This window comes from Caballeronia zhejiangensis, from assembly GCF_000698575.1.
Classification (GTDB): domain Bacteria; phylum Pseudomonadota; class Gammaproteobacteria; order Burkholderiales; family Burkholderiaceae; genus Caballeronia; species Caballeronia zhejiangensis.
Genome location: NZ_JFHD01000001.1, coordinates 98,000 through 121,258, shown reverse-complemented (window position 1 = coordinate 121,258; position 23,259 = coordinate 98,000). Strand labels below are relative to the sequence as shown.

The 23,259-nt window shown below is 61.9% G+C and carries 20 protein-coding genes; 12 read left to right on the top strand and 8 right to left on the bottom strand.

The annotated features are described in order from the left end of the window. Positions 1 to 129: 129 nt before the first annotated feature. From BG60_RS00555 to BG60_RS00540, 4 genes are all read left to right on the top strand, one after another. Positions 130 to 1,686, top strand: a complete 1,557-nt coding sequence (locus BG60_RS00555; protein ID WP_008346078.1) for an MBOAT family O-acyltransferase — start codon at positions 130 to 132, stop codon at positions 1,684 to 1,686. A 2-nt stretch (positions 1,687 to 1,688) separates the two neighbouring features. Continuing rightward, positions 1,689 to 2,726, top strand: a complete 1,038-nt coding sequence (locus BG60_RS00550) for a hypothetical protein (RefSeq protein WP_008346076.1) — start codon at positions 1,689 to 1,691, stop codon at positions 2,724 to 2,726. 165 nt (positions 2,727 to 2,891) lie between these two features. Next, on the top strand, positions 2,892 to 3,953 hold the full coding sequence (locus BG60_RS00545; RefSeq protein ID WP_008346074.1) for a catalase family peroxidase: 1,062 nt from the start codon (positions 2,892 to 2,894) through the stop codon (positions 3,951 to 3,953). Beyond that, the gene (locus BG60_RS00540) at positions 3,950 to 4,483 is read left to right on the top strand and encodes a cytochrome b (protein WP_008346072.1); all 534 of its coding nucleotides are present in this window, start codon (positions 3,950 to 3,952) and stop codon (positions 4,481 to 4,483) included. Before BG60_RS00545 ends, BG60_RS00540 begins: the two co-directional genes overlap by 4 nt. 10 nt (positions 4,484 to 4,493) lie before the next feature. On the opposite strand, the gene pdxR is transcribed toward BG60_RS00540, so the two are convergent. Further along, on the bottom strand, positions 4,494 to 6,011 hold the full coding sequence (gene pdxR, locus BG60_RS00535; protein ID WP_008346070.1) for a MocR-like pyridoxine biosynthesis transcription factor PdxR: 1,518 nt from the start codon (positions 6,009 to 6,011) through the stop codon (positions 4,494 to 4,496). A gap of 298 nt (positions 6,012 to 6,309) precedes the next feature. Here pdxR and BG60_RS00530 point away from each other — a divergent pair, with 298 nt between their 5' ends. The 4 genes from BG60_RS00530 (at position 6,310) to BG60_RS38060 (ending at position 8,973) form a co-directional block, all read left to right on the top strand. Beyond that, the gene (locus tag BG60_RS00530) at positions 6,310 to 7,458 is read left to right on the top strand and encodes an MGDG synthase family glycosyltransferase (protein WP_008346069.1); all 1,149 of its coding nucleotides are present in this window, start codon (positions 6,310 to 6,312) and stop codon (positions 7,456 to 7,458) included. Then, positions 7,455 to 7,958 carry a hypothetical protein gene (locus tag BG60_RS00525; protein ID WP_034470089.1) on the top strand — a complete coding sequence of 168 codons (504 nt, stop codon included), beginning with the start codon at positions 7,455 to 7,457 and terminating at the stop codon, positions 7,956 to 7,958. The genes BG60_RS00530 and BG60_RS00525 overlap by 4 nt, the downstream gene beginning before the upstream one ends. Next, a complete protein-coding gene (locus BG60_RS00520; RefSeq protein WP_008346066.1) occupies positions 7,951 to 8,577 on the top strand; it encodes a dual specificity protein phosphatase family protein in 627 nt (208 codons plus the stop codon). Before BG60_RS00525 ends, BG60_RS00520 begins: the two co-directional genes overlap by 8 nt. Before the next feature lie 162 nt (positions 8,578 to 8,739). Further along, positions 8,740 to 8,973, top strand: coding sequence for a hypothetical protein (locus BG60_RS38060; RefSeq protein ID WP_144403782.1), 234 nt, complete (start codon positions 8,740 to 8,742; stop codon positions 8,971 to 8,973). 8 nt (positions 8,974 to 8,981) lie between these two features. Here BG60_RS38060 and BG60_RS00515 read toward each other — a convergent pair whose 3' ends face one another. The 7 genes from BG60_RS00515 to BG60_RS00485 form a co-directional block, all read right to left on the bottom strand. After that, positions 8,982 to 10,295: an MFS transporter gene (locus BG60_RS00515; RefSeq protein WP_372492603.1), complete on the bottom strand. Its 1,314-nt coding sequence runs from the start codon at positions 10,293 to 10,295 to the stop codon at positions 8,982 to 8,984. 42 nt (positions 10,296 to 10,337) lie between these two features. Beyond that, on the bottom strand, positions 10,338 to 12,011 hold the full coding sequence (locus tag BG60_RS00510) for a GMC family oxidoreductase (protein WP_034470087.1): 1,674 nt from the start codon (positions 12,009 to 12,011) through the stop codon (positions 10,338 to 10,340). Between the two features lie 218 nt (positions 12,012 to 12,229). After that, the gene (locus BG60_RS00505) at positions 12,230 to 13,054 is read right to left on the bottom strand and encodes an IclR family transcriptional regulator (protein ID WP_008346059.1); all 825 of its coding nucleotides are present in this window, start codon (positions 13,052 to 13,054) and stop codon (positions 12,230 to 12,232) included. 9 nt (positions 13,055 to 13,063) lie between these two features. Beyond that, positions 13,064 to 14,077 (bottom strand): phosphate acetyltransferase, encoded by a 1,014-nt coding sequence (gene pta, locus BG60_RS00500; RefSeq protein ID WP_008346057.1) that lies wholly within the window; start codon positions 14,075 to 14,077, stop codon positions 13,064 to 13,066. A gap of 65 nt (positions 14,078 to 14,142) precedes the next feature. After that, positions 14,143 to 15,909: a sulfoacetaldehyde acetyltransferase gene (gene xsc, locus BG60_RS00495; RefSeq protein ID WP_051078970.1), complete on the bottom strand. Its 1,767-nt coding sequence runs from the start codon at positions 15,907 to 15,909 to the stop codon at positions 14,143 to 14,145. 305 nt (positions 15,910 to 16,214) lie between these two features. Then, complete coding sequence (locus BG60_RS00490) at positions 16,215 to 17,063, bottom strand: IclR family transcriptional regulator (RefSeq protein ID WP_008346055.1); 849 nt, start codon at positions 17,061 to 17,063, stop codon at positions 16,215 to 16,217. Between the two features lie 122 nt (positions 17,064 to 17,185). After that, positions 17,186 to 17,938, bottom strand: a complete 753-nt coding sequence (locus BG60_RS00485; protein WP_008346053.1) for an IclR family transcriptional regulator — start codon at positions 17,936 to 17,938, stop codon at positions 17,186 to 17,188. 152 nt (positions 17,939 to 18,090) lie between these two features. On the opposite strand from BG60_RS00485, the gene BG60_RS00480 reads away from it, so the two are divergent. The 4 genes from BG60_RS00480 (at position 18,091) to BG60_RS00460 (ending at position 23,193) form a co-directional block, all read left to right on the top strand. Beyond that, complete coding sequence (locus BG60_RS00480; RefSeq protein ID WP_008346051.1) at positions 18,091 to 19,077, top strand: AAA family ATPase; 987 nt, start codon at positions 18,091 to 18,093, stop codon at positions 19,075 to 19,077. Continuing rightward, entirely contained in the window at positions 19,074 to 20,804 is a 1,731-nt protein-coding gene (locus BG60_RS00475; protein ID WP_008346049.1) for a cobaltochelatase CobT-related protein, read from the top strand. The genes BG60_RS00480 and BG60_RS00475 overlap by 4 nt, the downstream gene beginning before the upstream one ends. Positions 20,805 to 21,326: 522 nt before the next feature. After that, a complete protein-coding gene (locus BG60_RS00465) occupies positions 21,327 to 22,760 on the top strand; it encodes an NAD(P)/FAD-dependent oxidoreductase (RefSeq protein ID WP_008346045.1) in 1,434 nt (477 codons plus the stop codon). A 43-nt stretch (positions 22,761 to 22,803) separates the two neighbouring features. Continuing rightward, complete coding sequence (locus BG60_RS00460; protein WP_008346044.1) at positions 22,804 to 23,193, top strand: nuclear transport factor 2 family protein; 390 nt, start codon at positions 22,804 to 22,806, stop codon at positions 23,191 to 23,193. The last annotated feature ends 66 nt before the right edge of the window (positions 23,194 to 23,259 follow it).

Sequence of the window (23,259 nt, the reverse complement as noted above, 5' to 3'; positions counted from 1 at the left end):
CGATGGTGACATCGGCCAAGCGCCGCCCGCCGTCCCATTCAGCATCTAGCATCCTGTTCGACCGACAACGAACGACGACGCATCCGCGGTGATGCACGCCCGGACGCCGTTTGCCGCGGAGTCTCGAGCATGCTTTTCAATTCCTATTCGTTCATCTTCGCGTTTCTTCCCGTGGTTTTCGTCGGCGCGTTTCTGCTCGGGCGTTATAGCCATCGGCTCGCTGCGCTCTGGCTCGGGCTGGCGTCGCTTTGGTTTTACGCAATATGGACGCCACGCTTTGTCGTGCTCTTGCTCGGTTCCATCCTGTTCAACTATGCCGCCGCGTGGTGGATCGGCAGGGAAAGCGAAAGGAAAAGCGGCCATCCGAAGCTGATTCTTATCGGCGCCATAACAATCGATCTGGGTCTGCTCGGCTACTATAAATACGCCAACTTTCTCATCGATTCATCGAATCATCTGCTGGGGATGAATCTTGCGGCGCTCGACATCATTCTGCCGTTGGGAATCTCGTTCTTTACGTTCACGCAGATCGCCTTTCTCGTCGATGTCTATCGCGGCATCGCGCGCGAATACAACTTCGTCAACTACTTACTGTTCGTCACGTATTTCCCGCATCTGATCGCAGGACCGGTGCTGCATCACAGTCAGATGATGCCGCAGTTCGGCAATCCGAAAACCTTCCGGATGAATCCGGAGAACATATCCGCCGGATTGACGGTTTTCGTGCTGGGGCTCGCGAAGAAGGTTCTGATTGCAGACACGCTAGCCAAAGGCGCCGTGCCGCTTTTCAGCGCGGCGAGTGCGGGCGTGCAGCTGACTTTCTTCGAAGCCTGGACGGGCGCGCTCGCGTACACGCTCCAGTTGTATTTCGACTTTTCCGGCTATTGCGATATGGCCGTGGGCATCTCACTGCTCTTCAACGTCAAACTTCCGATCAATTTCGATTCGCCCTATAAGGCGGCCAGCATCATCGACTTCTGGCGGCGCTGGCACATGACGTTATCCGCGTTTTTGCGGGATTACCTGTATATACCGCTCGGCGGAAGCAAACACGGCGGCCCGCTGCGCCGCTACGTCAATCTGATGATAACGATGCTATTGGGCGGCTTGTGGCACGGCGCCGGATGGACGTTCATCGCGTGGGGCGGATTGCATGGCGCGTATCTGATCGTGAATCACGGCTGGCGCGCCGTGTCTCCGCGTCTGGGAATAGATGGTTCGAGCCGGTTCGCGCGAATCGCAGGCGTAGCGCTGACCTTTTTAGCCGTCGTCGTGGGATGGGTTTTCTTCAGGGCCGAGAACTTTCAGACCGCCTGGAACATGCTCGCGGGCATGGCGGGCTTTCACGGTGTTTCGCTACCCGCGTCTTTGGAACGGCATATCGCTCCCGTTCTCGGTTCGAAGCTGCGTTTCGACGGCTTTCTGCCATCCGTCGGCATTCCGTCGATGGTGTTCGTCACGCTGCTGTTCGGCTTCGTTCTCGTGTGGGGATTCCCGAACCTGCAGCGTTTGCTGGAGCGCTACAGGTCGGCTGAACTTTCATTCACGCGCGTCCGGAACCGGATATTGCCGCGCCGGGTCGACGCCACGTTATTGGCCGCAAGTCTTTCGGCGTTGCTCTTTTTCGTCGTGGTTCTGGCTATTGGATCAGCGGGTCCATCGGAGTTTCTCTATTTCGAGTTCTGACCATGACGTATCTGAAAATCTTCGCGACGTCGCTGGCCATTATCGCGATCGCCTGGTTCTCGGCGGCATTGATGCTCGCGCCCGCGCCAATTGCCGGCGAGTATTGGGTACGGGAAATGACGGTCGTGAAGCGGAGCATCGCGCAGCATTACAAGGGACAGCGAAAGCTGATCGTAGCGGCCGGATCGAACGTGCTTTTCAGCGTGGACACGACGCAACTGAGCAAGGATCTCGGCATTCCGGTTTTGAATTACGGATTTCACGCGGGACTCGCGCTCGATGAAATCCTTGGCGAAGTGACGTCCGTCGCCGAGAACGACGACACCGTGATTCTCGCACTGGAGCGCGAATACTATTGCGACGATGCCAACAAGGAGAATGCCACCTGGAGAGCGCGAAACGCCATCGCCTGGGATCACGACCGCTGGCGGACGTGGTCGATATTCCGGCGGCTGGACGCAATTACATCGATGGGTCCTGGACTCATCTTCGAACTCGCGCAGGCTCGAATTCGCGAGACATGGTTTCCGAAATCCATCGAAGACAGGCTTCGCGCATTTCACGATCAGGAAATCGTGACGAGATTCATCGATGCGCCGCCGCCGACATCATTCGCCTATTCCGCGTATCACCTCGACGGCCTGGGCAACATGCAGCAGATCGATGGCTCGAATTACACGGGACGTCCGGAATCGGCGGAACAGGAAACGGAAATCTGTCCGGATAGCTTTCTCGTGCTGAAGCGATTCGTCCATGCGATGCACGACAAGGGCGTGTCGGTCTACTTCGCCAATACGCCCTATGTGCAGACGAGCACGACGCGCGCGGATCGGGTCGAAGAAGCATCGAAGCAATTCGCCAGCGCCATTTCTCCGCTCGGAACCGTGCTCGACGACCGGAACCAGCTTCTCTTCAACCGCAAACTGTTTCTGAACACCGACCTCCACATGAACACCGAAGGCAGGACATTGAGAACCGGATTGCTCGAAGACTCGATCAAAAGCCATCCCGCATTGAAGCAATGGCTCGACTTGCGATGAACGCGAAGTTATCGCGAGCGGCTATCGGCAGGCCATAACTTCGTTCCATTTCGAACCAGGAGACAATGCGAAGCGGGGGTATCTGCGAATTTTGCGCGTTGCTGGCACGATTTCCGTCACGCTGCTAGATTACCGTGCAACAGAATCGTTGATCGAGAGACTACGATGCCTGACAAATCCGCTTCCCCGCGTTCGCCTCTTCCCGCGCTGATCCTCATCGCGGCCATCGTCGCCGTGCTGGTCGCGGCCTTCGCCTACACGGCGGGCTGGCTCACGCCGAATCGCCTCACACCGGCGAAGATCGTGGGCAGCCTCGCGCCACCGGGCGGCGCGGTGCCGGGCTTCAGACGCAATCATGCGAAGGGCATCTGCTTCAGCGGCGATTTCGAATCCAACGGCTCGGGCGCGGCAATCTCCAAAGCCAGGATGTTCATGCCGGGTACGTATCCCGTCACGGGGCGCTTCAATCTCGCGACGCCGGACCCGAAAGCATCGGATGCGATGGCGCGCGTGCGCGGCCTGAGCCTGCGCATCGTGATGCCCGACGGCAGCGAGTGGCGCTCCGCGATGATCGATGCGCCGTTCTTCCCCGTTGCGACACCGCAGGCCTTTTTCGACCTGCAACGCGCGCTCGCGAACAAGAGCGATCCCGAGTCGATGCAGAAGTTCGCCGCCGCGCACCCGGAGATCGCTGCGTTCGGCGCGTGGGCCGGCAGTGCGCCGTGGACGGCATCGTATGCGGACGAGCGTTACAACAGCCTCAACAGCTTCGTCTTCACGAACGCGGAGGGACAGGATCAGACGGTGCGCTGGTCCTTCGTTCCCGCCGCGAAGCCCGAGACGCTGACGCCGGACGAATTGAAGCAGAAGGGCGCGAATTTTCTCGATGCCGAGATCACGCAGCGCGTGCAAGGCGCGCCGCAACGCTGGGCGATGGTCGTCACCGTCGCGAATCCCGGCGATCCGACCGCGGACCCGAGCAAGGCGTGGCCGGAAGACCGGCATACGGTCGAAGTGGGCACGCTCGTCGTGAAAGCCATCGAACCGGAGCCGGACGGTCCTTGCCGCGATCTCAACTTCGATCCGACCGTGCTGCCCTCGGGCATGCGCGTATCGGACGATCCGTTTCCTGCCGCGCGCTCGGCTGCCTATTCCGTATCGTTCAATCGACGCACCGCCGAGGACAAGGCCTATCCGCACACGCCTTCGCAAGGAGCGCAGCAATGAACGCGATCAACGAGCGGTTCTCGCCGCTGCAACGCGCCCTGCACTGGATCATGGCGATCTGCATTCTGTCGATGCTGTTCATCGGCGTCGGCATGGTGTCGACGGTGAGGCCGGACTATCTGACGCTCGTGTCGATACACAAGCCGCTCGGCATCGCGATACTCGTGCTCGCGCTGATCCGTCTCGCCGTGCGAATCGCGCGCGGTGCGCCGCCGCTGCCCGCGAACATGCCCGAGCCGATGAAGCTCGCCGCGCATCTATCGCACTATGCGTTCTATGCGTTGATGATCGCGTTGCCATTGCTCGGCTATGGCATGTTGTCGGCGGCGGATTATCCGGTCGTGATAGGCGGCTATCGCCTGCCGTCACTTTTACCGCATAGCAATTCGTTGCACACGCTGCTCTGGAACGCGCATCGGTTCCTCGCGTTGTGCTTCTTCGCGCTGATCGTCGTGCATCTCGCGGCGGCGCTGTTTCATGCGCTCGTGCGTCGCGATGGCGTCTTTCACGCGATGGCGCCGTGGAAATAGACGCGCACGTTCAGGGGCGCCGCTGCTGCACGACTTGGGCGAGCGCCCGCACGCCCGGCTCGATCAGCTCCGCGCGTATCGCTGAAAAACCCATGCGGAAGCATCGCTGACCATCGGCGGGATCGGCGAAGAACACGCTGCCCGGTTCGATGAGCACGCCGAGCGCTTGCGCGTCTTTCGCGAGACGCGTCGCGTCGAGCCACGGCGGACCTTCGACCCAGCACGAAGCGCCGCCCGTCACGTTCGATGCGCGCAATTCCGGCAGATGCGTGGCGAGCGCATCCATCAGCACTTCGGCGCGTTCCTTGTAGACGCGCCCGAGCTTGCGCAATAGCGTGTCGTGATGACCGAGCGCGAGAAAGGTCGCGAATGCGCGCTGGATGTACGCGGCCGGATGACGAATCATCAGACGGCGCAGCGCGCGCAGCTCGCGTATCAGCTCGCGCGGCGCGACGATATAACCGAGCCGCAGTCCTGGCGCGAGCGTCTTCGACAGCGAACCGATATAGACGACGCGCTCTGCCGTATCGAGGCTCTTCAACGCGGGATGCGGCGTGCCCGAGAACGTGTTCTCGCTCTCGTAGTCATCCTCCACGACGATGAAATCATGCTTCACCGACAGGTCGAGCAACTTGCGTCGCCGCTCGATGGGCATCGTGACGGTCGTCGGACATTGATGGCTCGGCGTGACATACACGTAATCGCAAGCCGCGATCACGCTTTCATCGTCGATGACGGCGCCGTCTCCGTCCACTTCGAGCGGCACGATTTGCGCGTTGTGATGCTGGAAGATGTTGCGCGCATCGGGATAGCCGGGGTTCTCCATGCCGACTTTCGTCTGCGTGCCGCACAACAACGCGCCGATGAGATAGAGCGCCTGCTGGCAGCCGTTCGTGACGACGATCTCTTCGGGCATCGCGAAGACACCGCGACGCGGCAGCACGCGCGTGCGTATTTGTTCGACGAGCGTTTCGTCGTCGCGTTCGATGAGATCGGGCGCCCAGTTGCGGATCTCCATCACCGACAAGCCGTGCATGCAGCTCTCGCGCCAGTCGCTCGTCGGGAAGAGTTCGGTGTCGAATTGCCCGTAAATAAAGGGATATTCGTAACTCTGCCAGTTCGACGGCTTGACGATATTGCGTTGATGCGACGGCGCGTGCCGGATGCGCGCGCTCCAGTCGGGATGACCTTGCTGCGTCTCGATGCTCGATGTTTCCGCGACGCCCGCTGCGGTGAAGCCGCGTTGCAACTCGTCGGTCGCAGGATTCACGAAATGGCCGCTGCGCTCGCGCGAGACGAGATAGCCTTCCTCGACGAGTTGCTGATACGCGAGCACGACGGTGTTGCGCGACACGTTGAGCTGATCGGCGAGTTCGCGGCTCGAAGGCAAGGCGGAATCGGGCGCGATATGACCGCTCAGGATCGCATTGACGATCATCTGGCGGATCTGGTTTTGCAGGCTCATCCCCGAGACCCGCGAGCGCTCGAAGAGCTGCGCCCAAAGCATCGCGGTAGGACGGATGGGCATGCATGTCTCCTTGTGGAACGTTTATTGGATGTGTCGATATTACGTGGGGCTTGCCTGTCGCGCCAGTTGAAAAATAGCCCGAAGGCAGACGAGCTGTTAGCCGCGAATCCGTTCGCGCGATGACGCTGAAGTAAAAAATGATCCCGGATAGCGGATGCGGCGCGACGATTGAATAGAATCGCCTGCGTTTTTCACGGATGACGACTTCGTAAGTTGGTTCTATTGACGATATCGGCGGCGCGCTAGCGTGATCTCCAAGCCGAATCGAACAGTCACCCCATCGAGCTTTCCGATAAGTATGCCCAAGGTTCTTGTTCTAAGCGTGAGCGCGGGCGCCGGCCACGTTCGCGCAGCAGAGGCGCTGTGCGCGTATGCAAAGACTCATCCCGCAAGTGTCGAAGCCGTGCATCTCGATGTCATGGACTTCGTTCCCGCAAGTTTCAAGGCGCTTTACGCGGAGTTCTACATCAAACTGGTCGCTCGCCAGCCGGCCCTCTGGAGTTATCTCTATCAGAAGACGGACAGCGCTTCGCCACGATCATTCGGCGAACGTCTTCGACGCGCGGTCGAGCGGCTCAACTGCCGCGCGCTGATAACGGAGATCGAGCGGCATCGCGCCGATGCGATCATTTGCACGCATTTCCTGCCTGCCGAGTTGCTTTCGCGTGAACGTCGTCTCGGCAACATTCATACGCCGGTGTGGGTGCAAGTCACGGACTTCGATCTTCATCGCATGTGGGTCGTGCCGGGCATGCAGGGATATTTCGCCGCAAACGACGAAGTCGCTTGGCGCATGACGAACCGCGGCGTTTCATCGGCATCGGTTCACATCGGCGGGATACCTGTCATGCCCGCCTTCAGCGAGCCTCTCGACCGCGCGGCGTGCGCGGCGCAATGCGGCCTGGACCCTGCGCGCATGACTCTGTTGATGATGTCCGGCGGCGAAGGTCTTGGCGCGCTCGACGCACTCGCCGAACGTCTGCTGAACATGGACGGCGATTTTCAGTTGATCGCTTTGGCGGGTCGCAACGAAGCGATGCGCGCCGCGTTGCGAAAACTGTGCGCGTTCCATCCAGCACGTTTGCACGTTTCCGGCTTCACGCCCAACGTCGAGCGCCTGATGGCGTGTTCCGATCTCGTCATCACGAAGCCTGGCGGGCTGACCACGTCCGAGTGCCTCGCAATGAAACTGCCGATGATCGTCACCTCGCCGATCCCGGGGCAGGAAGAGCGCAATGCGGATTACCTGCTCGAACACGGCGTCGCGCTGAAAGCCGTCGATGCAGTGGCGCTGGAGTATCGCGTTCGCGCGCTGCTCGACGATCCGGCCCGGCTCGATGCGATGCGCGAGCGAATCGCGCCGCTCTCGCGTCCGTATGCAGCACGTTTCGTTCTGGATACGGTGTGCGATGCGCTCGGCAATCCGGATACAAAGGTGGCGGCATGAACGCACGTGCCCTCGTGCCTGGCGGGCGCACGCTCGCGCTCGTCGGCTGGGTCGCGCTGCTGGGCTTCTTGTTCGCCAACGTCGAAATACAGATCGAAGGCAACGCAGGTTGGGCCGCGAGCTTGCCGACATGGCGCATCGAACATCACTGGTTGCTCGACATCTTCTGGGGCGGCAGACCGATGACGGGGTATCACGCGTGGGTCTTTCCATTCGTCGCGTTGTTCTTTCATCTGCCCGTGATCTTTTTCGGTCGATGGTCATGGCGCATCGAGGCGCGCATCGTCGCATGCGTCATGACGTTCTGGCTGATCGAAGACTTTCTCTGGTTCGTTCTCAATCCCGCGTTCGGCATCGATCGCTTCGATGCGCTTCATGTGCCCTGGCACAAGCACTGGATCGGGTTCGCACCAACCGATCACTGGACCATGAGCATTGCAGCGCTCGTGTTGTTTCATCTGTCGCGTGAGCCTGGCACGGGGCGGTCGTCGCATGAATGAAGTCTTCCGCATTTTGTTTTACGGCGCGGGCTTCATCGCTGCGGCATACGTCCTGCAGTCGAAGATGGCGGCAGCGCCCGCTCCGGCCACGTCTGCATCCATGACGGTCGAACGCCCGCTGAACTGGGCCGAACCGATCGTGTACGCAGGCGTCGACAATCTTCATCGCATCACGCCTTCGCTTTATCGGAGCGCGCAGATATCGGCGGCCGATATCGTGCAACTGCGCGCACTGGGTATCCGCAAGATCGTCAGCTTCCGTTCGTTTCATTCCGATGAGGATGTTCTCGAAGGCAGCGGCATCGCGCTGCAGCGCCTCCGTATCAACACATGGAACATCAAGGACGAGGACATGATCGCCGCGCTCAAGGCGCTGCGCGATGTCGACCGCGATGGTCCGATTCTCATTCACTGTCAGCATGGCGCGGATCGCACGGGGCTGGTATCGGCGCTGTATCGCGTGGTGTATCAAGGGTGGACCAGGCAACAGGCCGAAGATGAGTTGCTGCATGGCGGCTATGGATTTCATCCGGTGTGGGGAAACATCAGAAGCTATCTGCAGCACGTCGATGTCGAATGGTTGAGGCGGCAGGTTGGCGTTGCGGGGAGTCCCGCGTGATGCGCGCCTCCATGATTCGCATGGTGCTGATCTGCCTGCGACGTATCACCGTGCCTTTCGAACGCGCCGACGTCGCCGTGGTCTTCCGAAATGCGCTCCAAGATGACGGCACGCCAAAGCCCATTCTCGCGGCGCGGCTCGAGACCGCCTTGAAGTGTCATCGTGCGGGTCTTTGCTCGCTATTTCCACCTTCCACGAGCGCAGCTCGCGTTCGAGAGCCTTGGCGCAACGGTCTTGCCGGGTGCGTTTCCGCGTGAAGTCAGGGCGATGGACGCGTATTCGATTTGGCGCGAAGTGCCCGCATACGCCGTCTATTTCGCCCGGCTCTCGCTCGACGAGCACGCCGAGCCGGTGTCGTTCAGGCCGGTGAAGTTTTTGATCAGTCTCTTCTTCTGAGCTGCAAGTCAACTCGCGCCCCGCACCGAAAACGCCATCTCCCTTCTCTGCCGCAACCCGACCCACGCCGCCGACATCGCACTGACGATGCCCGCTGCGAGGCAGTATCCCGCGATCATCCACGGATCGCCGCCGTTGCGTTGCAAGAGCCACGTCGCGATGATCGGGCTGATGCCGCTCGCGAAGATCCCCGAGAACTGATACACGAACGAGATGCCCGAGTAGCGCACTTTCGCGTCGAAGAGTTCGGAGAAGAGCGCGGCTTCCGGACCATAGATCGATGCATAAACCACGCCGAGCGGAATCACGACCGCGAGCCACGCGAGCATCGTATTGCCGCCGCTATTCTTCATGAGCCAGAAGCCGAGGAACGCGGAAAGCCCGGTCGCAAGCGATCCCCAGAAGTAAATGCGCGCACGCCCAACGCGATCCGACAGCCGTCCGAAGAACGGAATCGTGAAGATCATCACGAACGCGGCGACCATTACGCCGAGCAGCGCGTCCGTGCGTTGCAGATGCAGCGTGCCGGTGAGATAAGAAATCGAAAACACGCCGAACACGTTGAAGAACACGCCATCGATGAAGCGTGCGCCCATGCCCGCAAGCGTATTGCCGGGATACTTCGTGATGACATCGACGATCGGCATGCGCGCTTCGCTGCCCGTCTTCTGGATGCGCGCGAACTCCGGCGTTTCCATCACGTTCAGGCGGATATACATGCCAATGAGCACAAGCGCGAACGACAGGAAGAACGCGATACGCCAGCCCCACGCGAGGAACTGCGCGTCGGTCAGCATGAGCGAGAGCCCCGCGACGACGCCCGACGACAGACACAAGCCGAGCGCGAGGCCGATCTGCGGAATGCTCGCATAGAAGCCGCGCTTGTTCTCGGGTGCGTATTCGAACGCCATCAGCACGGCGCCGCCCCATTCGCCGCCGAGACCGATGCCTTGCAGCACGCGCAGAAACAGCAGCAGCGATGGCGCCCATATGCCGATCTGCGCATACGTCGGCACCATGCCGATCAACACCGTCGCGACGCCCATGATCGTCAGCGTCATCACGAGCATGCTCTTTCTGCCGACGCGATCGCCGAAGTGCCCGAAGATCACGCCGCCCAGCGGCCGGCTGAGAAAGCCGACGGCGAAGGTGCCGTAAGCGAGCATCGTCGAGATGAGCGGATCGCTGCCTGGAAAATAGAGCTTGTTGAAGACGATGCCGGCGACCACGCCGTATAGAAAGAAGTCGTACCACTCGATCGTCGCGCCGATCAGACTCGCGACGACGACCTTTCTCATCTGTTTGCCATCGGTTCGGGGCAGTGCGTTCATGGTTTGTCTCCGTGATGGGTTCGAGACTTGTGCTCAGTCTCTTTGGCCTGCATGGGCCATGGGCTTTTCCGCAACGACCTGGGTTACGTCTTCCACATGCGTGACGTGCTGATAGCGCTGGTCTTCGAGAATCATGTCGGCCGCCTTCTCCGCGATCATGATGACAGGCGCATTCGTGTTGCCCGATACGAGCTCCGGCATGATCGACGCATCGACCACACGCAGTCGTCCGATGCCGCGCACCTTCAGGCGCTCATCGACGACCGCGGATGCATCGTTGCCCATCTTGCAGGTGCCCGCCGGGTGATAGATCGACTGACTGAACTTGCGCGCGACGTCGAGCAGATCGGCATCGGTTCGATACTCCGAACCAGGAATGAACTCCGACACGATGTGCTTCGCGAGCGAAGGCGCCGCCGCGATGCGTCGCGCCACCTTGATGCCGCCGATCACGACGGGATGATCGCGTTCGTCGGAAAGATAATTCGCATGAATCGCGGGATATTGCAGCGGATCGTTCGAGCGAATCTCGACGCTGCCGCGGCTGTACGGCCGCAACTGACACACCGAAGACGTGAACGCCGAGAACGGATGCGCGCCTTGTCCGGGCTTGTCGGCGGAAAGTGGTTGCATGTGAAACTGGATGTCGGGACGCGCGACATCCGGCGACGAACGCGTGAAGATCGCGACCTGGCTCGCCGCGAGCGTCAGCGGCCCGGTGCGCGAGATAACGTATTGCAAGCCGATGAGCGCTTTCTTCAGCGGATTGTTGACCTCGTCGTTCAACGTCCGCTCGCGCGTCTTGAACACAAGCCGCACTTGCAGATGATCCTGCAGATTCCGGCCCACGCCCGGCAGGTCGTGCCTCACTTGCACGCCTGCGCCGTTCAACACGCTCGAAGGCCCGACGCCCGAGTTCTGCAGAATCTGCGGCGAGCCGATCGCGCCAGCCGCGAGAATCACTTCGACACGCGCGCGAACTTTCTTCACGACGCCTTCATGCATGTACTCGATGCCGACCGCTTCCTTGCCGTTGAACAGTACCCTGCGCGTTTGCGCCCGCGTCTCGACGATAAGATTGCGCCGGTCGCGCACCGGCTTGAGAAAGCCCTTCGCGGTGCTCCAACGAAAGCCCTTGTAGGCCGTCTGCTGAAAATAGCCGACGCCTTCTTGCGTCGCGCCGTTGTAATCCTCGTTGAACGGGATGCCGATTTCCTGCGCCGCCGCGATGAAGTGATCGGCGATCGGACGGCGCAAGCGCAAATCCGATACTTTCAACGGCCCGCCCGCGCCGTGATATTCGCTCGCGCCGTGCTCCTGATCTTCCGATTTCCTGAAGTAGGGCAGCACGTCCTTGTAACTCCATCCCGCGTTGCCGAGTTCGGCCCAGCGATCGTAGTCCTCGCGCTGACCGCGCACATAGAGCAGCCCGTTGAGCGAACTGCAGCCGCCCAGCACCTTGCCGCGCGGCCAGTCGATGCTGCGTCCTGCGACGGCATCGTCCGGTTCCGTGCGATAGCACCAGTCGAGCTCGGGATCGTGCATGGTCTTGAAGTAGCCGACGGGGATATGAATCCACGGGCTCGCATCGGGCCCGCCCGCTTCGAGCAGCAGCACGGTGTTGGACGGATCGGCGCTCAGACGGTTGGCGAGCACGCAACCTGCCGAGCCCGCACCGACGATGACGTAATCGACTTCCTGCTGCATGACACCTGTCTCCTGAGGTCTTCTTTTGGAACGAATCGTTTCGCTTGCGTTTCGTTCAATGTGGAAGAAGCGGGCAAGGAAGCCAAGAGAAAAGCGCGGAAGCTCGCGAAAGTGAAACGGAAAGTGCGAATTCCGATTCAGAAGCGGAAGGGGGATTGGGGTAGTCCCTGAGCCGCGATTTATTGATTCGCCATCCGAAGTAACGATGCTGCGGCGCGTCAGAAAGTGGCCGTGAGCTCGGCGGCGGCTTCCTGCAGGCGCGGCACGAACGTCAGCGCACGGGACAGCGCCATGCGCGAGACCGGCCCATGCACGGCGATGGCCGCGATGCACTTGCCGCGCGAGTCGAAAACCGGCACGGCGACGCAGGCGATGCCCAACACGAACTCTTCGTTATCGACGGCGATGCCCTTGTTCGCGATGCGATCCAGTTCCGCTTCGAGCAGGTTCGGATCGTCGAGCGTGTTGGGCGTGAAGCGTTCGAGCCGCATCGCGCGAACGAGCGCGCTGCGTTCGTCGCGCGGCATCATCGAAAGAAGCAGCTTGCCGCTCGCGCTGCAATGCGCGGGAACATGCGATCCGGGCTTGAGCTCCAGTCGCAGCGCCCACGGCGATTCGCAGCGGTCGAGATAAAGCACTTGCGTGTCGTGCAGCGTGCTCAGGTTGCACGTTTCGCCGAGATCGGCGACGAGACGCTCCAGAATCGCATGACGCTGGCGCCGCGCGCCGCTGTGCATCATCACGTCGACGCCGAGCCGTTCGAGGCGCGGGCCGATCACGTAAGCGTTCTTCTGGCCCGGCTCGCGCGCGACGAAGCCGCCCGCTTCGAGCGATTGCAACATGCGATGCAGCGATGCCTTCGGTTGCTCGATGATGTTCGCCAGCTCCGCGAGCGACAGCGCGCCCTTCGCCGCGACCAGATGTTCGAGCACGCTGAATGCGCGCAGCGTAGGCGTTTCGTTGCGCGCGGCGCTTTCGGCGAGCGGCGCGCCATCCGTCGATTCAGGGTGAGCGAAGGCTTCCGTATCGGCTCGCGTGTCCATGATGCGCGCTCACGCCGGGTGATGCCGCGCTGCCTGCGCCTGCACGCAAGTCACGGCGATTACGTGAAAGATATCGTCCGCGCTGCAGCCGCGCGACAGATCGTTGGCGGGCTTCGCCAGCCCTTGCAACAACGGGCCGATAGCCTTCGCACCGCCGATGCGCTCCGCGAGCTTGTAGCCGATGTTGCCCGCTTCCAGACTCGGGAAGATCAGCGTGTTGGCGTGTCCTTCGATCTGCGAGTGATGCACCTTGCGCATCGCGATTTCGGCGACGATCGCGGCGTCGAGCTGCACGTCGCCATCGATGGCGAGGCCGGGGCGCGCTTCCTTCACGCGCCGCGTCGCATCGATGACCTTGTCGACGGCCGCATGATGCGCGCTGCCGCTCGTCGAAAACGACAGCATCGCGACGCGCGGGTCTTCCATCAGCAGACTGCGTGCGCTGTCGGCCGCGGCCATCGCGATTTCGGCGAGTTGCTCCGCATTCGGCTCGACGACGAGCGCGCAATCGGAAAAGACGAGGCCGCCTTTCATCGTATGAAAGGGCTCGCAGAGCATCATCAGAAAGAAGCTGGAAACGAGCTTGAATGAAGGGCGAACGCCGATGATCTGAATCGCGTTACGCACGACATCCGCCGTCGTGTTGACCGCGCCGGAGACCGATCCGTCGGCCTCGCCCATACGCACCATGAGGTTCGCGAAGCACAGCGGATCGCGCACGGCGGCGCGCGCCTGATCGGGCGTCATGCCCTTTTTCTCGCGCAACGCGAGAAGCTCTTCCGCAAAGCGTTCGCCAAGCGATGATTGAGAAGGATCGATCACCTCGATGCCTTCGAGATCGATGCCCGCGCCATCCGCGACCTGATACGCGCGCGCTTTCGCACCCGCGAGCACAATGCGCGCGATACCTTCCCTGTGCGCGCGTTGCGCCGCCTGAAGGACGCGCGTGTCTTCGGCTTCGGAGAGGACGACGCGCATCGGCAGGTCGCGAGCCTGATCGATGATGCGATGCATGGCTTTCATGGCGGGCTCTCGATGGTCGGTCGGAAAACGCCGCTGCGCGGGCGCGCAGCGGCGTGAGGCAGGACTTAGACGTAGTCCTTGTACTTGTCCAGCATGCGTACCGGCTTCGAGAGCGCATCGCGGCGGAACGGATCGCCGAGCTCACGCGTGCACATGATTTCGATGATCGTCGTCTTGCCATGATTCATCTGCAGATCGATGGCCTTCTTCAGCGCCGGGCCCACATCCTCCAGCTTGTCGACGACGATGCCTTCCGCGCCCATCGCCTTCGCGATCTCGGCGAAGCTTTGATTGTCGAGCTCGCCCGCGACGAAGCGGCGGTTATAGAAGTCCACCTGATTCTTCTTCTCCGCGCCCCATTGACGGTTATGGAAGACGACGGCCGTCACCGGAATGTTGTGGCGCACGCATGTCATGGTCTCCATCAGGCTCATGCCCCACGCGCCATCGCCCGCATACGACACGGCCGGACGATGCGGCGCCGCGACCTTCGCGCCGATGATCGTCGGGAACGCATAGCCGCAATTACCCCAGCTCATCGCCGCGAAGAAGCTGCGCGGTTTGTTGAAGCGCAGATAGCTGTTCGCGACCGAGTTGATGTTGCCGATGTCCGTCGAGACCATCACGTCTTCCGGCATCGCCTTTTCGAGTTCGCGCAACACCTGACGCGGATGCAGATATTGGCCGCCGCTGAAGGGCTTCTCGCCCTTCTGCTCTTCGATCATGTCGAGGCTGTACGGATCGCGCTCGTGCGTCCACTCGTCGAGCTCCTTCTCCCACGCGGCTTTTTCAGAAGCGATGGTTTTCGCGCGGGCATCCTTCGTCGCATCGCAATCGAGCTTGCGGTCCGCGAGACGTTGCGTGAGCGCGATGGCAGTCGCCTTCGCATCGCCGCAAATGCCGACGGAAATCTTCTTCACGAGGCCGAGCATCTTGTGATCCGCATCGATCTGGATGACCTTCGCTTCCTTCGGCCAGTAGTCGAGACCGTGCTGCGGCAGCGTGCCGAACGGTCCGAGGCGCGAACCGAGCGCGATGACGACATCGGCCTGACTGAGCAGCTTCATCGCCGCCTTCGAGCCTTGATAACCGAGCGGGCCGCACCACAACGGATGATTCGCCGGGAACGAGTCGTTATGCAGATAGCTGTTGACGACCGGCGCGCCCAGACGTTCCGCGAGCGCCTTGCACTCTTCGATGGCATCGGACATCACCACGCCGCCGCCCGAGATGATGACGGGGAATTTCGCTTGCGCGAGCAGATCGGCCGCTTCGTTCAGGCTCTGGTCGCCACCGGGGCCGCGATCGAGACGCTGCGGCTTCGGAATCTCGACCTTCACCTGGCCGTAAAAATAGTCGCGCGGAATATTGAGCTGCGTCGGTCCCATTTCGGACATCGCGCGATCGAAGCAGCGCGCGGTGAATTCGGCCATCCGCGCCGGATGCGTGACGTGGCCCTGATACTTCGTGAATTCCTGGAACATCGGCAGTTGCTTCGCTTCCTGGAAACCGCCGAGGCCGATGCCCATCGTGCCGGCTTCCGGCGTGACGATCACGACCGGGCTGTGCGCCCAGTACGCCGCAGCGATGGCCGTCACCGCATTGCTGATGCCCGGACCATTCTGACCAATGACGACGCCGTGACGACCGGACACGCGCGAATAGCCGTCGGCCATATGACCCGCGCCCTGCTCGTGCACGACCGGAATGAGACGGATGCCGGCGGGCGCGAAGATGTCCATCGCGTCCATGAATGCCGAACCCATGATGCCGAACATCTCGGTCACGCCATTGGCGGCGAGCGTTTCGACGAATGCTTCGGACGGGGTCATCGCCTGCGGACCGCTGGGCGCCGCGCCGGTGGCGGCGAGGGTGGTCTTGGACGGACGTGCTTGGTCGTGCTCGCTCATGAATGTCTCCGGGTGAAATAAAACGGAACGTTCGGTTCCGGAATTCGTATCGTGAAGACATCGTAGGACAGGCCGATTCCGCGGTCAACCTGTTTTTCGAATAAACGGAATGATTCGTCTCTAAAAGAATCGGAATGAAGTCGTTCAAAAGAAGGGCGAATCGCCGCCGATGCCCGTGCGGCGGGCTTCGGCGGGAAGTTCGGCGGCAAGTTCGGCGAAAAGCGGAGTCAGCGTGCGGCGGGGCGTTGACGCGTCATGAGCGTCAGTCCGTCGGACGTATCGATGAGCGTTGCGAGTTTCACGGCGGTTTCGCGCAACTGCGGAACCGCCTGCAGCAGATCGTTCAGATTCGCGCGCGCGGTCGGCGCATGCGCGGCGAGGCACGCGAGCGCGCGCCCGGTGGAGGCGTCGGTGATGGGCACCGCGACCGCGACCATGCCGAGCACGAACTCCTCGTTATCGATGCCGATCCCGCGCGCCGCGAGCCGGTCGAGCTCGGCTTCGAGCAACGACCGGTCAGTCAGCGTGCGATGCGTCTTCTTGGTGAGCGTGAGGCGTCCGAGAATCTGGCGGCGCTCGGCCAGCGGCATCTGCGAAAGAAACAGCTTGCCGCTCGCCGTGCAATGCAGCGGCACGCGCATGCCGGCCTGCATGTGCAAGCGCAGCGGCTCGGCCGTTTCGACGCGCTCGATGTAAAGGACGGTATCGCCGTCGAGCGCGGTGAGATTGCAGCTTTCGCCGATCACGTCGACGAGCGAGCGCAGGATCGACCGGCATGCGCGCGTGAACGAATTGTTGGCGAGCGTGGCGAGTGCAAGCTGGGCGGCGCGCGGCCCGAGCGCGATGCCGCGATCGGTGCCGCGCGAGTCGGGCATGTGCGTGACATAGCCCTGCGCTTCGAGCGAATCGATCAGCCGGAGCAATGTGGCCTTGGGAATGCGTACGCGCGCCGCCAGTTGCGACAGCGTGTAGGCGTGGCCGGCGGCCGCCAGTTGTTCGAGCACGGCAAGCGGGCGAAGCGTCCGTGCTTCATCGCCGGCGTGTTCGGAAGGATCGAGATGTGTGACGTCGCGCATGAATCGGAAACGGAACGGTTGGTTTCGGATTACGACTACTTTACGCCGGGAAGCGGCGGCGACGCCACGATTTTCAGAACGTCCGGTTGCGTTTTTTTATACGGCTGATCCGGAACGGGCCTTTAGAATGTCTTGCCCAACTCCACCGCGGCTTCCTTCAGACGCGGCACCATTTCCAGCGCGCGCGAGAGCGGCGTGCGCGACACAGGCGCGTGAACGGCGATCGCCGCGATACATGTGCCGTGCGCGTCGGCGATGGGCGCGGCCGCGCACACGATGCCCTGCACGAACTCCTCGTTGTCGATCGCCACGCCCTTCTTCGCGATGCGGTCCAATTCCGCTTCCAGCATTTCCGTGTCGGTGATCGTGTTTGCGGTGTAGCGCTCGAGTTTCATCGCGCGCACGAGCGCATTGCGTTCCTCGCGCGGTTGCAGCGCGAGTAGCAGCTTGCCGCTCGCGCTGCACCAGACGGGTACATGCGAGCCGGGCTTGAGGTCGAGCCTGAGCGGCCACGGCGCTTCCACGCGATCCAGATACAGCACTTCGTTTTCATGCAGCATCGTCAGATTGCAGGTCTCGCCGAGATCGGAGACGAGCCGGGTGAGGATCGCATGACGCAAACGCCGTGCGCCCGCGTGCGTCATCACGTTGAGACCGAGTTGCGCGAGACGCGGGCCGACGACATACGCGTTTCGGTCGCCGGGCTCGCGAATCACGAGTCCGCCCGCTTCGAGCGACGCGAGCATGCGATGCAGCGAAGGCTTCGGCATACCCATGTCGTCGGCCATGTCCGTCAGCGACACGGGGTTGCCCGCCTGGACCAGATATTCCAGCAGCGCGAAGGCGCGCAGCGTGGGCGTGTCGGGCTTGTCCATCGGCATGATTTCCATATCAATTTGTCGACATTATTTTAAATGAGGTGCCGATCGCCGCCTCATACGCCGTTTTGATAAAAATAAACGAAATGAATTGTTCCGAAAAAGAATAGTTGCTATGCTGAAGTCTCTGCTACGGGAGACGAAGCCTCATGATGCGCGACACATGGATGGACGAGCCGGATCGGAAGGTGTCCGTGCGCTCGCTTTTCGGAATCGACACCGATCTGGACGTTCCTGCGTTCAGCACGCGCGATCCGCACGTTCCGGAAATCGACGAGGCGTACCGCTTCAATCCCGAGGTCACGCTGGCGATTCTCGCCGGCTTCGCATTCAACCGGCGCGTGATGGTGCAGGGGCTGCACGGCACCGGCAAGTCGACTCACATCGAACAGGTGGCGGCACGGCTCAACTGGCCTTGCATGCGCGTCAATCTCGATGGCCACGTGAGCCGCCTCGATCTCGTCGGCAAGGACGCGATCGTGGTGCGCGACGACGTGCAGATCACCGAGTTTCAGGAAGGCATCGTGCCTTGGGCGCTGCAACGGCCGGTTGCGCTCGTGTTCGACGAATACGACGCCGGCCGTCCCGACGTGATGTTCGTGATTCAACGAATTCTGGAACGCGACGGCAGTTTTACGCTGCTCGACCAGAACCGCGTGATCCAGCCGCATCGTTTTTTTCGGCTGTTCGCGACGACCAACACGATCGGCCTCGGAAATCTGAACGGCATGTATCACGGCACGCAGATGTTGAATCACGCGCAGATCGATCGCTGGAACGTCGTCGCGACGCTCAACTATCTGTCGCGCGAGGAAGAGGCCCGCATCGTGCTCGCGCGCGTGCCGCAGCTCGATGACGACGCGGGCCGCGCGCTCGTCGATTCGATGGTGAGCATGGCGGGCCTCACGCGGCGCGGCTTCGCGGCGGGTGATCTTTCGACGCTGATGTCGCCGCGCACCGTCATTAGCTGGGCGGAAAACCGCGAAGTTTTCCGCGATACGAAGCTCGCGCTGCGTCTCACTTTCCTGAACAAATGCGATGAAGCGGAACGGCCGATCGTCGCGGAATATTTTCAGCGCGCGTTCGGCGAGGAACTCGATACGCCATCGCAGTGGCACGACGAGTCGGCGCGATGAACGACTCGCGCGAACGCGCGCGACGCGATGCGCTGTGCGCGGCCACCGTGCGAGCCCTGACCGGCGACGACGCATTGCATTACCGCGGTGGCAAGTTGTATCGGCATCTGCGGCCGGTGCCGTTGCATGCGCCACATTTGCGCGGCGAGCACAGAGAGGAAGATGACGCCGATTCGACGCGCGGCGCGGCCGATGCGTCCGCGTTGCGCATCGCGCATTCGGATGCCGCGCTGCATCGCGAACTCGCTCCCGGTGAACCCGTCGCGCGCATGGTCTTCGACATGCTCGAACAGTTGCGCTGCGAAACGCGCGTGCCTTCCGGCATGGAAGGCGTGAAGCGCAATGTGCGGCATCGCTTCGATGCGTGGTCGCTCGCGTGCTACGAATCGGGCTTGCTCGACAGCGAAATCGGCTTGTTGATTTACACGGCCGCGCAAATGGCGCAGTCGCGTCTTTCGGGCCGCGCCGTGCTCGAAGAAACCGAAGGGCTCATCGAAGCGACCCGTGCGGCGCTCGCGCCATCGCTCGGCAATGCGCTTGCGGGCATGCGCCGCCATCGTCACGACCAGCGCGCGTATGCGGTCCATGCGCTGGAAATCGCGCGAACGATAGGCGAAATGGTGCAGGAAGTGCGGCACACGTTCGTCGAGAGCGATTCATCCGACGACGAAGAAGAAGATGCCGCGCGCACCATGCTCGGCACCTGGTTCGATACCGACGACGAACATGGCGAACTCGAACGGCTGGCGCTCGCTGCGAGTGGCGACAGCAGCGCGCGCGAGGCGACGGGCGAGGCGTATCGCATCTTCACCACGCGTTACGACAAGACCGTTCGCCCATCGACGCTGATCCGGGCCGCGTTGTTGCGCGAATATCGCGAGCGGCTGGACGCTCTGATTGCCGCGCGGCATATCAACGTGCCGCGTCTCGCGCGCATGTTGCAGGCGTCCATCACCGTGCCGCGTCGCGATGGCTGGTCGTTCGGCGAGGAAGACGGGCGCATCGACGGCCGGCGGCTCGCGCAAGTGGTGGCATCGCCGGATGAGCGGCGCGTATTCAGACGCGAGCGCGAACGTCCGCACGCGGACTGTGCGGTGGGCTTTCTCATCGACTGCTCGGGCTCGATGAAGGCGAGCATCGAGCCGGTCACGGTGATGATCGACGTGCTCGTGCGAGCGCTTGGCATGGCGGGCGTCACGACGGAAGTGCTCGGCTTCACGACCGGCGCATGGAATGGCGGGCGCGCGAAGCTCGACTGGCTCGCGAAGGGCCGGCCGAAGTATCCGGGCCGGCTCAACGAAGCCTGCAACATGATTTTCAAGGAAGGGGATGCAGGCTGGCGTGCCGGGCGACGCGATATCGCGGCGCTATTCAAGGCCGATCTGTTCCGCGAAGGTATCGACGGCGAAGCGGTGGATTGGGCATGCTCGCGGCTCATCGCGCGTGACGAAGCGCGCCGCATCCTCGTCGTCATCTCCGATGGAAGCCCGATGGACAGCGCGACCGCGCAAGCCAACGATCCGAACTATCTCGATCAGCACTTGAGAGAGGTCGTCGAGAAGCACGAAGCATCGCGCGCTGTGGAAGTGCTCGGCCTTGGCGTCGGCCTCGATTTGAGCACGTACTATCGGCATCACTTCGCAGTGGATCTGAGCGTTGCGCCGGACATGACGCTATTCGCGAAGCTCGCCGCATGGCTCGGTGCGCGGCGCAGACGCACGACTTAACGCGCGATGTATGTCGTCGTTTTCGAACAGGCCGATGAAGACGATGGCGGTTTCGTCGACATCGCGGCATGGCATGACTTGCCAGCGCTTGCCGACGACGTGAATCTCGGCACACGTTCCATCACGAGCCGCGCGATGCTCTTCGCGCGCAAGAGGCGATCGCCGATCGACGCGCACGTGGCCTTGGGCAAGCGGCGATCGAAACGCTCATCGGAGCGAAAGGCAACGCTGCGCAGATCGGCGCGAAGATGACTCGAAGGCATGAATGCTTGCCCTTCGATGCCTGAGAGCGCTTCGGCATGGGTCACTCCGCATGATCATTGGCCTCCCGAGACATTCGGTGCGAGAGAGAAGGGATTCGGCCCAGTATGACCAGACAAAAAGCGCGCGTCGTAGTGCCAGACGCGACCAATCGCAGGGGCCAGCGGCGGCGGCATCCTGGCACTAACGATGGTTTCGGCGTGGCTCTAAGCGGTACGTCGAGTTCGGTGCAGTATGAGGGTACTTTCCAAGGAGTCATCGGTGGCTACTCTCGACTACGTTGCGCCGGCCTTTCGTGGCGCGTGCGCCCCATACGATCCGCTCTACGACCCGCTCGTTTCGCCCATCGGCCGTCAGCCGATGGATTACGCGCCCACCTACTGGGTCGCGACCGCAGGCGAGCCGCCCGAAGACGACGGCCCCTTGCCCGGCGATGCCGACGTCGACGTGCTGATCGTCGGCGCGGGATTCACCGGCCTTTCGACGGCGCTCTTTCTGGCGCGCGAACATGGCATCCGCGCGACCATCGTCGATGCGAATCGCACGGCATGGGGCTGCACGAGCCGCAACGGCGGGCAAGGGCAGAACGCGAGCGGACGCCTCTATCGCTCGCAATGGATCGAACGCTGGGGCAAGCAGACGGCGCTCAGGCTCGATGCCGAGATCCGCGAAGGTTTCGACACCTTCAAGCAATTGATCGGCGAGTTCACATGCGATCCGCAGCCGGGCGGGCATCTGTACATCGCGCATCGCGCGCGCAAGATGGACTTTCTCGCGAACGAATGCAAAGTGATGCGCGACGTATTCGGCTACGACGCGCGCATGCTGAGCGCGAAGGAAGTCGCCCAATCGTATGTCGACGATCGCGAGAATTGCGGCGCGCTGCTGGAGCCCGATGGCATCGGCGTGCATCCGTTGAAGCTCGCGTTCGGCTATATGCGTATGGCGCGCTCGCTCGGCGTGAAGGTGCATCCGGGCACGCCGGTCCTCAACGTCGAGACGATTCGCGGCGTGCATCATGTCCGCACGCCGCGCGGCGTGATTCGCGCGAAGGCGATCGCGTTCGCGACCGGCGGCTATACGCGCAACGACATGCATCGCGCGCTATCCGCGAAGATCATGCCGATACTCTCGAACTCGCTCGTTACGCGGCCGCTTACGCAGGAAGAACTCGCATCGACCAATTTCCTCTCGCGCCAGGTCATTACCGATACGCGCACGCTGCGCTTCTACTATCGGCTGTTGCCGGATAACCGCGTGCAGATCGGCAGCCGCAGCGCGATCACCGGCGCCGATGCGGCAAACCCTCGCCATATGGACGTGCTCATCGAGGGCTTGCATCGCAAGTTTCCATCGCTCAAAGGCATTCGCATCGATTACTCGTGGTGGGGCTGGGTCGATGTGAGTCACGACATGATGCCGCGCGTCGCACAACCCGATCCGCAACAGAGCATTTTTTATGCAGTCGGTTATGGCGGAAACGGCGTGTCGTTCTCCGCGCATGCGGGGCGGCGCATGGCCGAGCGCGTCGCGGGAAAGTGGCAGCACAGCCGCGACGATCTGCCGATCTACGACTCCGCGCTCGAATATCCGAACGTGATGGGCATGGTGAAGTGGAAAGGCTTCGCGCCGTTCCGCCGCGTCGGCCAACGGTTTCTGTATCACAAGTATCTGACGCAGGACGAGAAGCGCTGAACGCATTTTGGTCTCTTTCGCAACGCACTGAAAACATCGACACATGAGCACACAAACGAATCAGGATTACATTCGCCTCTTGCAGACGTTCAACGATGCATGGAACCGCCACGACATCGACGCGCTGATGAACTGCATGGCGGACGAATGCGTTTTTCACGGCGTGGCCGGACCCGATGCGCTGGGCCGCACGTTCAAGGGCCGGGACGAAGTGCGCAAGGGCTTCACGCTTGCGTGGGAAACCTTTCCCGATGCATCGTGGAATGACGGCGAGCACTTCGTGAGCGGCAATCGCGGCGTATCGGAATCGACGTTTCGCGGCACGAAGGCGGACGGCTCGCGCATCGAGGCGCGCATGGTGGACGTCTTCACGTTCAGCGATGGCAGGATCGCGGTGAAGAACGCCTATCGAAAGGATCGTCCGGCGCTTTGAAGCGTCATTGAACGAACGTCTCGACCCGCCGGCAACGAACCCGCGGGCGAGCGCCGAATCGGTACA

What these genes read in the sequence shown, in the direction of transcription:
- BG60_RS00555 (WP_008346078.1), top strand. Translation starts at nt 130, where the DNA reads ATGCTTTTCAATTCCTATTCGTTCATCTTCGCGTTTCTTCCCGTGGTT.
- BG60_RS00550 (WP_008346076.1), top strand. Translation starts at nt 1,689, where the DNA reads ATGACGTATCTGAAAATCTTCGCGACGTCGCTGGCCATTATCGCGATC.
- BG60_RS00545 (WP_008346074.1), top strand. Translation starts at nt 2,892, where the DNA reads ATGCCTGACAAATCCGCTTCCCCGCGTTCGCCTCTTCCCGCGCTGATC.
- BG60_RS00540 (WP_008346072.1), top strand. Translation starts at nt 3,950, where the DNA reads ATGAACGCGATCAACGAGCGGTTCTCGCCGCTGCAACGCGCCCTGCAC.
- pdxR (WP_008346070.1), bottom strand. Translation starts at nt 6,011, where the DNA reads ATGCCCATCCGTCCTACCGCGATGCTTTGGGCGCAGCTCTTCGAGCGC.
- BG60_RS00530 (WP_008346069.1), top strand. Translation starts at nt 6,310, where the DNA reads ATGCCCAAGGTTCTTGTTCTAAGCGTGAGCGCGGGCGCCGGCCACGTT.
- BG60_RS00525 (WP_034470089.1), top strand. Translation starts at nt 7,455, where the DNA reads ATGAACGCACGTGCCCTCGTGCCTGGCGGGCGCACGCTCGCGCTCGTC.
- BG60_RS00520 (WP_008346066.1), top strand. Translation starts at nt 7,951, where the DNA reads ATGAATGAAGTCTTCCGCATTTTGTTTTACGGCGCGGGCTTCATCGCT.
- BG60_RS00510 (WP_034470087.1), bottom strand. Translation starts at nt 12,011, where the DNA reads ATGCAGCAGGAAGTCGATTACGTCATCGTCGGTGCGGGCTCGGCAGGT.
- BG60_RS00505 (WP_008346059.1), bottom strand. Translation starts at nt 13,054, where the DNA reads ATGGACACGCGAGCCGATACGGAAGCCTTCGCTCACCCTGAATCGACG.
- pta (WP_008346057.1), bottom strand. Translation starts at nt 14,077, where the DNA reads ATGAAAGCCATGCATCGCATCATCGATCAGGCTCGCGACCTGCCGATG.
- xsc (WP_051078970.1), bottom strand. Translation starts at nt 15,909, where the DNA reads ATGACCCCGTCCGAAGCATTCGTCGAAACGCTCGCCGCCAATGGCGTG.
- BG60_RS00490 (WP_008346055.1), bottom strand. Translation starts at nt 17,063, where the DNA reads ATGCGCGACGTCACACATCTCGATCCTTCCGAACACGCCGGCGATGAA.
- BG60_RS00485 (WP_008346053.1), bottom strand. Translation starts at nt 17,938, where the DNA reads ATGGACAAGCCCGACACGCCCACGCTGCGCGCCTTCGCGCTGCTGGAA.
- BG60_RS00480 (WP_008346051.1), top strand. Translation starts at nt 18,091, where the DNA reads ATGATGCGCGACACATGGATGGACGAGCCGGATCGGAAGGTGTCCGTG.
- BG60_RS00475 (WP_008346049.1), top strand. Translation starts at nt 19,074, where the DNA reads ATGAACGACTCGCGCGAACGCGCGCGACGCGATGCGCTGTGCGCGGCC.
- BG60_RS00460 (WP_008346044.1), top strand. Translation starts at nt 22,804, where the DNA reads ATGAGCACACAAACGAATCAGGATTACATTCGCCTCTTGCAGACGTTC.